Source organism: Fructilactobacillus sp. X1R3C1, assembly GCF_059901545.1.
The window spans coordinates 289,741-303,096 of the sequence record NZ_JBWXUT010000001.1; the positions used below are offsets into that span (position 1 = coordinate 289,741).

Below are 13,356 nucleotides of genomic sequence, written 5' to 3' on the forward strand. Positions count from 1 at the left end.
TTAGACTGGATCTGAAATGTTGTTATAGTATTTGATAATATAATCGCCATCTTTATAATCAACTTTAGTGACGCTGCCATTCTGAATGGGTTCACTAATATCGATGTCACTAAAACGACTAACGATACTTCGAATGAGAGTTCCATGAGCAGTAATGAGAATATCATCACCATCTTCAGCGTTGTTAACGATTTCGTCCAGCCCAGTTTGAACTCGTTTCCAAAACTGTGAATCATTTTCGGCATCCCCGTATGGATCGGCGTCAGCAATCATGTCGCGGGTCTTTTCCATCGTATAAGTGGCGATCATTTGACTGTATGAATCAGCGCCAGATGGCCCCCCAATGATGTGCCAAACTTGTCCCATGTCATTGCCCTCAAAGTATCCAAAATTCTCTTCTCTGAGGTTTTCCATTTCGATCGGTTCAACTAGTCCTGATGGATTTTCTTTTAGGATTAGTTCCGCGGTGTCACGGGCCCTTTTGGTATCACTACTATATGCCTTGTTGAAATCAACCTTATTAAGGTGTTTTCCAGCATCGATTGCATCGGTGATTCCCTTATCGGTTAAAGCTGAGTCTGCCCATCCCTGTAAACGATGGTAACGATTCAAATATGTTTGGCCGTGTCTGACAAAATATAAATTGATTGAAGTCATTTTTATTTCCCCCTGATTCACTAGTTGCTTAATTCTAGCATATTTTAACGTCCAAGATAAACGGGACGGATGGAATTGGTATAATTTAGTAATCATTTGAAATAATCATTATATTGTTTTGCGTAAATCATCATGAACGCGATAAAAAATCCACTGACATCATCTTAGTCAGTGGATTAATTAATCTAATTTTGTGATGCTTCCGGGTTAAAATCACTTCTGATTTGAATTCCAGTTCCCTTTTGGGCTGAGAAAATAATTTGATCACCTAATCTTAGGATCGTCTCACCGGTCGGATGAAGTAGTTTATGGTCGCGAAAGATTTCGTTAATGGTAATGTCACTACTAAAGGGAAGGTCTTTGACTGCTATGTTAGCCAAACTCGGATTAGTTAGTTTAACTTCATGGAGAACTGATTCGTTAGATTCAATCATCTTAAATGTTGACGGGACCTCAATCAACTCTCTTAGCATGGCAATGTTGACGGCAAGGTTGTTATATATCTCAACTCCTAGAGAAAGGAGTTCATCTTGATGCTTATCAAGGACATCGCGATTTTCAAAACGAGCGATAACCCGTTTGACACCGTACTTTTTAGCTGACTTGGCCAACTCGTAACTTTTCTCTGAATCAAAGTAGGCCATGACGACGATATCGCAGTCAAAATAGCCGTTGTCAATTAAAAATCTTGGGTCAAGCTTAGAAACAAGATGAACGTTAGCCTGACTGTTATAGGAGCGGTAGTGCTCCTGATTATCAGTGTATACGTTAACGTCGTACCACCCAGTTGAAAGTTGTTGAGCGACTGGGATGGTAGTTAAGTTAACCCCAAAGAAATTAACCTTAATCTTAGGATAGGTTTCTGGTTCGACTTTAAAGGCCTTGTTAAAGACCAGTGGGCCAATGATACAGGTAATAATTGCTGCAAGCAAAAATGCCCCCGACTGTTGAGATGTGATCACTTTCATCCCCTTAGCAACTTGGAGGATTGCAAGAACCATGGTGATGGTTGCACTCGGAAGGGCCATTCCAGCCAGTGAGTTTTGCTTATTGAAACGTAACCTAAAGATGGGATAAAGTCCCAACTTCGCGATGATGTAACTAGCAAAGAAAACAGGGATTAGAACCAAAGTCGCTGGGTTTGACAGCAACTCTTTGACATTCAAACCAACACCACTCATGATAAAGAAGACTGGAATGAAGAGCCCATATCCGATTGAATCCAATCGATCTTTCGTGGTTTCGGATGGTTGTAGTAATTTATAGACCATTCCACCGATGAATGCCCCTAAGATGTCCTCTGATCCAACAAAGACGGCAATCGTTGATAGTAAAACAATGATGAAGAAAGCTAGCCGAATGTCAATCTGAGTGGTTGATTTATTGATTTGGTCTGAAACCTTGAAGAAACGTTTAAACCACCACAATAAAAAGCCCGCTACCACAAATAGAATCAGGATGAGCCATAGTGACTTACTGTCGGATCCAAATACCGATGCGTAGATCGTCAGGGCAAAGATCGGTAAAACTTCACCAAGGGCAGCGATTAACAGGATGGTTTGGCCAAAGGCGCTTCCAGTGACGTCTTTTTCCTTTAAGGCTGCGATGACCACGCCAAGTGAAATGGTAGCAAACAAGATTGAAGCTAACCAGAAGTCACTGAATAGTCCAGTTAGTTTACAGAAGTATCCTAGGATTAATGCTAGAATGATAACCGTTGCATACCCCATAAAGGCTAGTTGAACGGATGAAAATCGTGGAGCAGTTTTGCTTGATTTTTTTTCTAGTTCACTGGGATTTTTGTTTTTGGGTTTAAATAAGGAAAAATCGATTTCCATTCCACTCAAAAACAGTAGGACGATCACACCAATCTTGGAAAGAATGGATAAAATGTTTGAGTCGGAAACGATGTTGAATAAACTGGGTCCTAATATGATTCCAACTAAAATTTCAACGACTGCGGTTGGCAGCATTGAAATGTGGAATCGTGCCATCACTAATGGAGTTATTAGGGCCGCAAGTAGAACAATTACTAATGAGATTGAGTCCATATTACGATCACCTTGGTTTATATATTTTGTTCAGTTGAGTTAATATGTTAGAATATTTAATCAAGTTTAGCAAGCAGGAGGGATTATCCGTTGGAAAATTCAATTAAAGATGAAGAACAGAAACACCTTGATTTTGTTGAAAGCAAAATTGAAATGGCAGAGGTCGATGCTGCTAAAAAAATTAAAAAAGCGAAGGGTGACCAATCGGAAATCCAAAAGAACTTTTTTAACGATGTTCGTTTAAAGACAAGTACATATAGTGGACAGATGGAGACGGGTGTCTCGGTTAGACAGCAACAGCAATTACTTTCGGAACGTGAGAACCGCTGGAAGAACGCCGCAAAGGATCTTGATACGCTAAAACGGCTGGATCAAAATCCATACTTTGCTCGAATTGATTTTCACGAAGAAGGCGAGAAACACACTGAAACCATTTACATTGGCCTAGCGTCATTTACCGATAATCCTGACGATTATCTGGTGTACGACTGGCGGGCACCTATTTCCAGTATTTACTATGATAGTGGAATTGGTGAAATGACGTATGATTCACCGGCTGGTCCCCAAAAGGTTGACGTCAAGTTAAAGCGACAGATTGAGATCAAGAACGGTAAGATTGAAACCATCTTTGATACAGACGAAGCCCTTGGAGACAACTTACTTCTAGAAAATCTCAGTCATCAGTCTGATACCAAAATGAAGAGCATCGTTACCACGATTCAAAAAGAGCAGAACCAGATCATTCGTGATACTGATTCTGATTTGCTTTTTGTTCAAGGAGCGGCCGGGTCAGGAAAAACGGCTGCTGTTTTGCAACGAATTGCATACTTACTTTATCGTTATCGTGGTAATTTGAATTCTGGACAAGTAATCTTATTTTCCCCCAACCAACTTTTTAATGACTACATCAATGAGGTCTTACCCGAGTTAGGGGAACAAAATATGGTTCAGATGACGTACTACCAATACACCAACCGACGAGTTCCCCACTTGGAGGTTGAAACCATTGGTGAACGTTTTGTCGAAACTCATGAAAAACACCAACAAAAGGTGGTTGACTTCAAAAACAGCTTGGATTTCTTTGATCTAGTTGGAACGTACGCTCATCATTTAAATAAGGAAAACTTTCAGTTCAAAGACATTAAATTTGAAGATAATATCTTTATTTCTAAGGAAGATATTAGTGAAATCTACTATCGTTTTAACGAAAACTATAACTTACGGAATCGTTTGGAAGCTACCAAGGAAGAACTGAATAAGATTTTAAATCGTCACATTGGGAGTGAGATGAAAAAGAAGTGGGTCGAAGAAACCATTGAAGGACTTGACCAGCAACAACTTCAGGCAATTTACGCTAAATATGGCGAAAGTATGGATAATCCCGATAAGGAATATAACTTTTTGGCTAAAAAGATTGTCCAAAACGCTTTTAGAAACGTTAGAAAGGCCATTACTCGCGGTCGATTTGTTAGTATCAATCGCCAGTTCGTTAATCTAATCAGAAACGTTCCTAGAATTACCGACTTGAGCAAGTATGGAATTGATGAACAAGAATGGAATGACGGGGTTGAAAAATCAATTGAGCGATTAAAGAATGGCAAAATTAGTGATGCTGATATTTCAATTTATCTTTACTTGTATGATTTAATATCTGGAAAACGTCCTGATATCCACATGCGTTATTTGTTTGCCGATGAAGTTCAAGACTATACTCCATTTCAGTTGGCTTACCTCAAGTTTAATTTTCCAAGGGCGAAGTTTACTTTACTAGGAGACCTCAACCAAGCGATCTTCACCCATGAGAGTAGCAATAGCCTTTTGCGGGAAATGAAGACGATGTTTGATCCCGAGAAGACCAAGGTAATCGAACTTAATAAGTCTTATCGTTCAACTGAACAAATCACTGATTTTACCAAGCATCTGATCCCAGATGGCAGTAAGATCCAGTCGTTTGCTAGAAGTGGTGAACTTCCTAAAATTAACGTTGTCAAAGATTTTAATAAGGGAATAAACGTTTTAAAGAATACGATTCAGGCAAATGATCAGGCGAGTGATACCACGGCCGTCATTGCTAAATCGTTAGACGAGTGTCGACGAGTTCATGATGAGCTAAAAAAAGATGGGATTAAATCCACGTTGATTCAAACCGAAAATCAGCGGTTGGTCAAGGGTGTTATTGTTGTTCCGGCCTATCTAGCTAAGGGACTTGAGTTTGACGCCGTTGTAATGTGGAATGGTTCTAAAGAAGAATATCCAACGGAGCGTGATGACCAGTTAGTGTACACAATTTGTAGTCGTGCTATGCACCGCCTGGACGTGATTTCAGTTGGGGAGTTATCACCAACGTTTAAGGACGTTCCAAAGGATGAGTATGATTTAGTAACCAAGTAGGTGAGTTTTGTTGAAGGATTTCTATGAATTTAGTAAAAATGAATGGAAACAGTTTTATCCAAATGAATCTGCTCCAATTACACAGGCTAATTTGGAAAGATTAAAGGCCTTTAATGATCAGATCTCACTTGACGATGTTTCTGATATTTACATGCCATTGGTACGCTTATTAGAACTGGCTTCTAAGCATTACCAAGATTGGGAGCTTACTGAAAGTGATTTTCTAAAACGTAAAACGCCTAAAATTCCATTTATCATCGGAATTTCGGGAAGTGTAGCTGTGGGGAAATCAACCGCAGCGCGTCTGCTTCAATACCTTTTTACCGATTTATTACCAGATATGAAGACGCAACTAATCACGACTGATGGTTTTTTGTATCCAACGAAAGTCTTAAAAGAAAAGGGCATTCTTGATCGTAAAGGGTTTCCTGAAAGCTATGACATGGAATCATTGATTCAATTTTTGGTTAAGATTAAGGCTGGTGTGAAAGAAGTAAAAGCACCAGTCTACTCTCATCAAACGTATGACATTATTCCTCATCGTTATGATGTCATCACTAATCCCGACATTTTAATCATTGAAGGAATTAACACGCTTCAAATTCCTGATCATCAGAAACTCTATATTGGTGATTTTACTGATTTTTCGATCTATATCGATGCTAATCCAGATCTGATTGAGACTTGGTACCTTAATCGTTTTAAGAAGTTAATGAAAACGGCTTTTCAGGATCCAACTAATTATTACTATAAGTACGCAAAAGAGGAGCCAGAACAGGCGGTTAAAATGGCGGGAAACGTTTGGAAAACCGTCAATTTACCGAACTTAAAGGAGTACATTTTACCAACACGTGAAAGAGCCAACCTTATTATTCATAAAGGTGTGGGGCACATCGTTGATAAAGTTTATCTTAGGAAATATTAAAATAAAAATCGCTCGATCGTTATAATTCAATGATTGAGCGATTTTTTATTGAGAAATAGATTAAATGGTTGCAAAGTTTACAGATGTAGATTATGATTAATATTGAATTTACAGATGTAAACCATGAATTGGAGGTGAATTATTTGGATCAAACCAAAAAAATTGAAGAAATTACGCCCGCTGAATGGCAAATTATGCGGTTGATTTGGACGATGGGAGATAGCTCATCACGAAAAATCATTGACACGATTACGAAAAAACGTGATTGGAAAGAGTCAACGATTAAAACGTTACTTAGTCGATTGGTTAAGAAAGGTTTGTTAACTCGTTCTAAAAAGGGAGGCTATTTCGTTTATTCGCCCACTGTTAACGAACAGAATGCGATGAATCTAAGTGCTGAAGAACTTTTTGAACAAATGTGCGACATGCGTAAAGGCCAGACCATTATGGATTTGATTAACCAAAGTAAGATTAGTAAGAGTGATATTCACAAGTTGGGTGAAGTTTTGAGCCAAAAGCTAAAAACCGCCCCCGATAAAGTGGATTGTAACTGTTTACCAGGCGATATGGGCATGGATTGTCAATAGAAAGGAGCTTTTTAATGAAGGATATGGACAATGGAAAACATGATTCAATGGGGAAAATGAATATGAATCATGATAACCATAATATGAAAAATATGAACCCCAAAGACAATGATAATAGTCAAATGAACATGAAGGGTAATTCTAAAATGAAAATGGACCATGGTTCGATGAAAATGGACCATGGATCTATGAACATGGGAAACGGTTCAATGGATATGGGCGGCGGCCACATGATGAACATGGGAAACTTCAAACGGCGCTTTTGGATTTCATTGATTATTACGATTCCCATCTTATTACTTTCTCCGTTTATGGGGATGAAGTTGCCGTTTCAGATTACTTTTCCGGGGTCTGATTGGATTGTAATGATTCTTTCAACCATTCTGTTCTTTTATGGTGGTCAACCATTCTTTAGTGGAGCCAAAAATGAGTTGAAAAGTCATGCTCCAGCAATGATGACGTTGATTACACTAGGTATTTCAGCTTCGTACTTTTATAGTTTGTATGCTTTTATTATGAATACCTTCATTAATCCAAACGGTCATGTGATGAATTTCTTCTGGGAACTAGCAAGCTTGATTGTCATTATGCTACTAGGTCACTGGATTGAAATGGATGCGGTCATGAATGCTGGCGATGCGCTTAAAAAGATGGCTGCACTACTTCCAAGCACAGCCCATTTGGTTGAATCTAACGGAGAAACTAAGGATATTCAACTAGACCAGTTAAAAGCTGGCGACATTGTTTTGGTGCAACCGGGTGAAAAAGTTCCAGCTGACGGCGTGGTTGATTCTGGAACTAGTGCTGTAAACGAAGCCTTAGTAACTGGTGAGTCGAAGGCAGTGACTAAGAAAAAAGGAAGTAAAGTAATTGGTGGATCCGTCAACGGTGATGGTAGTATGCAAGTCAAAGTTACCGCCACTGCTAAAGATGGATACCTAGCTCAAGTTATTAAAATGGTGCAAGCTGCTCAAAAGGAAAAATCAAAAGCGGAGACGTTAGCTGACAAGGTTTCGCGCTGGTTGTTCTATGGCGCCCTGATCATTGGAATTTTAGCATTGGTCGTTTGGACGATTCTAAGCGGATTAAGTTATGGACTGCAACGAATGATTACGGTCCTGGTTATCGCATGTCCCCACGCTTTAGGTTTAGCTATCCCACTAGTCGTAGCTAGAAGTACCTCAATTGCCGCTCAGAATGGACTGTTAATCAGAAATCGTCAGTCAATTGAAGAGGTTAAACGTTTGGATTACGTCTTTATGGATAAGACTGGGACTCTGACTGAAGGAGTCTTTCAAGTCAATGATGTAATCTCTGATTCCGATATGAGTAACGAAGAACTTCTGACTAAATTTGCTGATCTTGAAGCTAATTCTAGTCATCCTCTAGCAGCTGGAATCCTAGCCAAGGCTAAAAAGGAGCAAGTTTCCGTCGTCCCAGCCAAGAACGTCCAAGCCATTCAGGGAGTTGGACTAACGGGACAAATTGACAGAAAAGAGTATAAGATTGTGACGGCTAAGTATCTAACTGATAATCACATGGACTACGATCATAAACAATTTGATAATCTTGCTAGTCAAGGTAATTCGATTAGTTACTTGGTAAGTGATGATAAGGTACTTGGGGTGATTGCCCAAGGAGATGTTCTTCGTCCTAAGTCAATCGACTTAATTAAGGCACTTAGAAGAATGAACATTACCCCCGTAATGCTCACTGGTGATAATGACTTGGCTGCTAAGCGAGTTGCTCATCAATTGGGTGATATTGATTATCGGTCCGAACTACTTCCACAAAATAAGGAAGAAATCATCAAAGAGTATCAGAATAAGGGTAATGATGTCATGATGGTTGGTGACGGTATCAACGATGCTCCGAGTTTATCACGTGCTAACATTGGAGTGGCCATCGGTGCTGGAACCGACATTGCCATCGAATCGGCTGACGTTGTACTGGTTAGAAGTGATCCAGAAGATATCATTGACTTCTTAGACCTTGCCAGAGCAACTAACCGGAAAATGGTTGAGAACCTCTGGTGGGGAGCTGGCTACAATATCATTGCAATGCCACTTGCTGCTGGGATCTTAGCTCCAATTGGAATTATCCTTTCGCCAGCCGTTGGGGCCTTGATTATGTCAGCTTCAACCATCATTGTGGCTGTGAATGCTTTCACCCTTCATATGGGAAAGATTAAAGAATAAACAATTAATTAGTCGATTAAGCAAGAGTGGCTTTCATTTGCCACTCTTTTTTTGTATAATCGATCCATTAAGTAATAAATTAAGTAACAAGGGATGGTGGGTGTTCATGGATCAACAAAAGAAAAAGTATTCCCCGATGATGAAGTTTTCGTTGTTGGCGGTTTCGTTAGTTTTAGCGTCATCACTGTCAGTTTCAGCGGAAGTACCACAATGGCAGCGTGCATTTCCAGGGCATTCATATTCAAGTATTGAGTTAATTGCCACCATGCCAGCTTTAGCAGTGATCATCTTCCTGCTTGGAAGTAGTTGGATTGCTAAAAAGATTGGTGCCAAAAGAACCGTTATACTCGGGTTGCTGGTCAGCGGAATCGCTGGAGTGATTCCTATTTTTGTTACTAATTATTATGTAATGCTTATTTCACGATTTGCTTTTGGAATTGGGCTTGGTTTGTTGAATGGACTGGCCGTTAGTCTGATTGGAACCTTCTTTAAGGGAAAAGAAAAGAATCAACTGATGGGAGTTAGAAGTGGATTTGAGATGTTGGGTAATGCCATTTCAGCGTACGTTGCTGGTGCATTACTGGTTGATTTTGGTTGGCATAGTGCTTTTCTAATTTATACCTTGGCATTTCCGGTTGCCATCTTGTTTTTCTTCTTTGTTCCGTCACCACCAAAAGTGGAACATTATCAAGCGGAACGAAAAAACAAATACTTTCCAAAGATTAATACTGATGTTCTTTTCTGGACCATGCTACTTGCTGGATATCAAATTACGTATGTGGGTGCCACCGTTCGAATTGCTGAATTTATTGAAGGAACCGGGATTGGTTCCACACAACAGTCAGCGGTTGTTATCAGTATTGCGCCAATCTTTGGCTTAGTTGGTGGTATAGTCTTCAGTATGGCACTGATGAAGTTGAAGAAATATTTATTGCCCGTCGGAATTATTGCTAGTGGATTTTGTCAGCTATGGATTGGGTTATCACACTCGTTCTTTAGTGCGGCGCTTGGCTTTTTCCTAGTAACTTTTCTTGATGCGATTGTGGTTTCCTACATTTTAAACATTGCGACTGAAATTTCATCCAAAGGAACTCTGAACTTAACCACTTCCATCTTGTTGATTGGTAGTAATTGTGGAATCTTTTTAGCACCGATTGCTTTAGGTGGGATTGATTCGGTATTTAGTTCCAATAAGCCCGCATTAACCTTTGTAGTTTGTGGAATTATTCTACTAGCTATGGGAGCCGTTGGTGTATGGGATATTAAATTTTTACGCAGAAAAATATTTAATTAGGGCAGTGCATTTGATGCATCGCCTTATTTATTTTGGTCAAAGGAGCAAAAAACCATGAAAGTTAATTTTAAAAGTTCTCATACTAGTCCCATATCGCTCAAGGCCTTTTTGAGTCAACATGGGATTAGTCATCGGATGTATGCAGACTTAAAGCGAGCGAAAAATGCTTTTAAGATTAATGCTAAGACCGTCAAGCCATCGGTTAACGTTTCCTTTGATGATGTCGTCTCTGTCTTTCTCCCAAATGAATTATCTGATCCACGAATTGCGGTTAGTTTTGAACCAATTAATATAATTTACGAAGATGAGAATTGGCTAGTGGTTAATAAAGAAGCTGGGTTAACGTCGGTTCCAGGCCCAAGCAACCAATCCGATACACTGGTGAATCGGATTAAAGGCCATTTAATAAACGAAGAGGCCGCAAATTTACGACCGCACATTATTACACGTTTGGATCGGTTTACTAGTGGAGTGGTCTTAGTTGCTAAAAATCGTTTGGCAAATAGTTATGCCAATGAAGAGCTGAATCGTCATGAAATTGATAAGCGATACCTAGCAATCGTTTCTGGCAAAATGACACAAAAGCACGGAATCATTGACCAGCCAATTGGGCGAATTGGTGATAACTTTGCGAGACAAGTGACTACGTCGGGAAAGGCCGCACAGACGGAATACTGGGTTAAAAAAGACTTAAGTGATGCATCACTATTAGAAATTAAACTTCACACTGGGCGTACCCATCAGATTCGGGTTCACATGACATCAATTGGTCACCGGCTGCTTGGTGATGAACTTTATCATGGTCCACTTGATCGGGGAATTAAACGCCAGGCGTTACATGCTTTTACGCTTTCTTTCTTTGATCCGTTTCAAGGACGGCAGTTAAATTTTGAAGCCAAGTTGCCTGATGATATGGAAAAGGTAATTTCCAAAAATTAGTATGTAAATTTTTTAAAATTTGCTACAATAAAGTTAGTAAAGTAAGGAGAATGTTCCGTGGAAGATAACATCCAGTTAGGTGAAAAATCCTTTGATAAAATGATATTTGTACTTAATAAGCCGGTGAATGAGAAGAATCACCTTGACTATAAGTTCAAAGATTATGAGATGCAGCAAATTGCTGACGACATTTGGGCAATGCCTGCTTACATGAAAAAAGACGATGATTTTACCATTTTCTTCATTGTCACCAGGGTTAATAGTGGCGAGATTGTGGTAGCAATGGCAACTGGTCAGTCTGGTAAAAAAGGTCAGTTTGATCTGTCACGACCAGTTAATACGGGTGCCGGATTAAACGAATTATATAAACACGATCAGGACCAAGCGAAAGAAGCTCTTCACTTTTTGAATTTAATTTCAAAAGCTGGCGAGGGTGAATGGCGAATGGTAGAAGACTAAACAGAAAATAGGAGAGTTAACATGGCCCAAATTTATTTAGCAAGTCCATTTTTTAGTAACAAACAAATTCAAAGAATTGAAGTTGTTGAACACGCATTAGAGGCAAATCCAACGGTGACTGATTTTTATTCGCCACGTAAACATCAGGACGCTGAAAATGAGCAGTTTACCCTTCCGTGGGCGAACGAGATCTATCATCGTGACATGGAAAATCTAGAAGCAGCTGAAGCAGTGGTGGCTGTGGTTGATTTTGGTGGTAGTAATGTTGATAGTGGTACTGCGTATGAGATTGGTGCGGGGGTTCAAATGGGAAAGCCCGTTGTGGTTTTTCAGCAAAAAGATGAACCACTTAACCTAATGATCTCAGAAAGTTTGCATGCTTACCTGAAAAACGGCGAGCAACTCCAGGCTTATGATTTTACTAAGATGCCAGAGAGTCACTATACAGGGAACATTTTTTAAGTCGAATTAAAGGAGAAAGATTATGAATAATGATCAATTATCTGGAATGAGATTTTTCGAAGTAACGGTATTAAATGCAGTCATTACGATTCTTGAATTTTTGGGTGGGATCTTCTCGGGAAGTTTGTCACTTCTTTCGGACGCCTTCCATAATTTGGGGGATTCCATTTCAATTGTATTGAGCTATATTGCTCATCGAATAAGTAAAAAACAACAAACCAAACAGAACACTTATGGCTTTAAACGAGCTGAAATTATTTCGGCGTTCTTGAATTCATTGTTTTTGATTTTAATTTCGCTTTTTTTGATTATTGAAGCTGTTAAGCGAATTTCACATCCAGAAACAATTAATGGGCCAGTAATGCTGGTGGTTGCAGTTGTCGGAACTGTGGCCAACTTCTTTTCTGCTTTTTTGTTAAATAAAGGCGCTAAGCACAACTTGAACATGAGAGCCACCTACCTCCACTTGTTGAGTGATTCGTTGTCATCGCTTGGAATTATTATTGGTGGAATCTTAATTGCTTTCTTGAATTGGACAATTGTGGATCCAATTGTGACCATCCTAGTGGCACTTTACATTATGTGGGAGAGTTGGCCCATCATTAGGAAAACAGTGGGGATTTTGATGGAAAGTGCACCCAAACTGAATTACGCTGCCATTAAAAAAGATCTATTAAAAATTGATGGGGTGACTGGTGTTCACCACGTGCATGCGATGATGGTGGATGAAAACAGCATCGTTTTTTCGGCTCACGTTAATATGAAAAATATGCCCTTAGATCAGGTCCAATTAATTTACGATAAGATTAATAAATTATTGAAGAGTAAGTATCACATTGACCATGTCACGATTCAACCAGAAGTTGACCGGGGAAGACATGATGATTTATTTTACGATAACGGCAAAGACATATAAAAAAACAGTTTCTTTCTACTAGAGAAAGAAACTGTTTTTTTGTGATTTTAAAGTGATCTATAAAGTGCTGTCTGGATCTAATTTATTGGTTTCGTTAACATACCATTCTGACCAATCAGTGGTGGGGTTACCGTTTTCAAAGTAAGTCTGACTTAATTTACTTAAAAGGATTGCGAAATCACCATAGTCAAGTTCAATGATGTCAGCGACAACGTCTCGTGGACTATTATTACTCAGAGTGACGATTTCACGGTTTAAATCAGCAATTACACCAGATTCACCGTCAAAAGTACTCATAACTTCCAGGTTGTTGTTCCTAAATAGTTTGATGTAGAAAGGAACAAAATCGTTAACAACCTTTTTTTGTGCCTGCTCACTTAAATCACTAAACTTTACATTGTCACTCATATTTTTCCTCCTGTATGATACCGTTACAAATCTAATTTAATTATATCTGTCTGGATACCATTCGTAAAA

12 protein-coding genes are annotated in these 13,356 nt (G+C 39.2%); 9 read left to right on the forward strand and 3 right to left on the reverse strand.

Features of this window, described 5'->3' with window-relative positions; genetic code table 11:
* Both AC6UD8_RS01490 and AC6UD8_RS01495 read right to left on the reverse strand, forming a co-directional pair.
* Window positions 1–657, reverse strand: coding sequence for a histidine phosphatase family protein (locus AC6UD8_RS01490; RefSeq protein ID WP_500693505.1), 657 nt, complete (start codon window positions 655–657; stop codon window positions 1–3).
* A gap of 185 nt (window positions 658–842) precedes the next feature.
* A complete protein-coding gene (locus AC6UD8_RS01495; protein WP_500693506.1) occupies window positions 843–2,708 on the reverse strand; it encodes a cation:proton antiporter domain-containing protein in 1,866 nt (621 codons plus the stop codon).
* Window positions 2,709–2,798: 90 nt separating this feature from the next.
* On the opposite strand from AC6UD8_RS01495, the gene helD reads away from it, so the two are divergent.
* The 9 genes from helD to AC6UD8_RS01540 all read left to right on the forward strand — a co-directional run bounded on the left by helD (window position 2,799) and on the right by AC6UD8_RS01540 (window position 12,879).
* On the forward strand, window positions 2,799–5,099 hold the full coding sequence (helD, locus tag AC6UD8_RS01500; protein WP_500699246.1) for an RNA polymerase recycling motor HelD: 2,301 nt from the start codon (window positions 2,799–2,801) through the stop codon (window positions 5,097–5,099).
* A 10-nt stretch (window positions 5,100–5,109) separates the two neighbouring features.
* Entirely contained in the window at window positions 5,110–6,024 is a 915-nt protein-coding gene (gene coaA, locus AC6UD8_RS01505; protein ID WP_500695250.1) for a type I pantothenate kinase, read from the forward strand.
* A 134-nt stretch (window positions 6,025–6,158) separates the two neighbouring features.
* Window positions 6,159–6,611: a CopY/TcrY family copper transport repressor gene (locus AC6UD8_RS01510; RefSeq protein ID WP_500699327.1), complete on the forward strand. Its 453-nt coding sequence runs from the start codon at window positions 6,159–6,161 to the stop codon at window positions 6,609–6,611.
* Window positions 6,612–6,625: 14 nt separating this feature from the next.
* Window positions 6,626–8,809, forward strand: a complete 2,184-nt coding sequence (locus AC6UD8_RS01515; protein ID WP_500699248.1) for a heavy metal translocating P-type ATPase — start codon at window positions 6,626–6,628, stop codon at window positions 8,807–8,809.
* 106 nt (window positions 8,810–8,915) lie between these two features.
* Window positions 8,916–10,103, forward strand: coding sequence for an MFS transporter (locus tag AC6UD8_RS01520; RefSeq protein WP_500693510.1), 1,188 nt, complete (start codon window positions 8,916–8,918; stop codon window positions 10,101–10,103).
* A 54-nt stretch (window positions 10,104–10,157) separates the two neighbouring features.
* Window positions 10,158–11,042: an RluA family pseudouridine synthase gene (locus AC6UD8_RS01525; RefSeq protein ID WP_500699250.1), complete on the forward strand. Its 885-nt coding sequence runs from the start codon at window positions 10,158–10,160 to the stop codon at window positions 11,040–11,042.
* A 57-nt stretch (window positions 11,043–11,099) separates the two neighbouring features.
* Complete coding sequence (locus AC6UD8_RS01530; RefSeq protein ID WP_500699251.1) at window positions 11,100–11,501, forward strand: hypothetical protein; 402 nt, start codon at window positions 11,100–11,102, stop codon at window positions 11,499–11,501.
* A 21-nt stretch (window positions 11,502–11,522) separates the two neighbouring features.
* Entirely contained in the window at window positions 11,523–11,963 is a 441-nt protein-coding gene (locus AC6UD8_RS01535) for a nucleoside 2-deoxyribosyltransferase (RefSeq protein WP_500699253.1), read from the forward strand.
* A 22-nt stretch (window positions 11,964–11,985) separates the two neighbouring features.
* A complete protein-coding gene (locus AC6UD8_RS01540) occupies window positions 11,986–12,879 on the forward strand; it encodes a cation diffusion facilitator family transporter (RefSeq protein WP_500693514.1) in 894 nt (297 codons plus the stop codon).
* A gap of 57 nt (window positions 12,880–12,936) precedes the next feature.
* On the opposite strand, the gene AC6UD8_RS01545 is transcribed toward AC6UD8_RS01540, so the two are convergent.
* Window positions 12,937–13,287 (reverse strand): hypothetical protein, encoded by a 351-nt coding sequence (locus AC6UD8_RS01545; RefSeq protein WP_500693515.1) that lies wholly within the window; start codon window positions 13,285–13,287, stop codon window positions 12,937–12,939.
* Window positions 13,288–13,356: the final 69 nt, after the last annotated feature.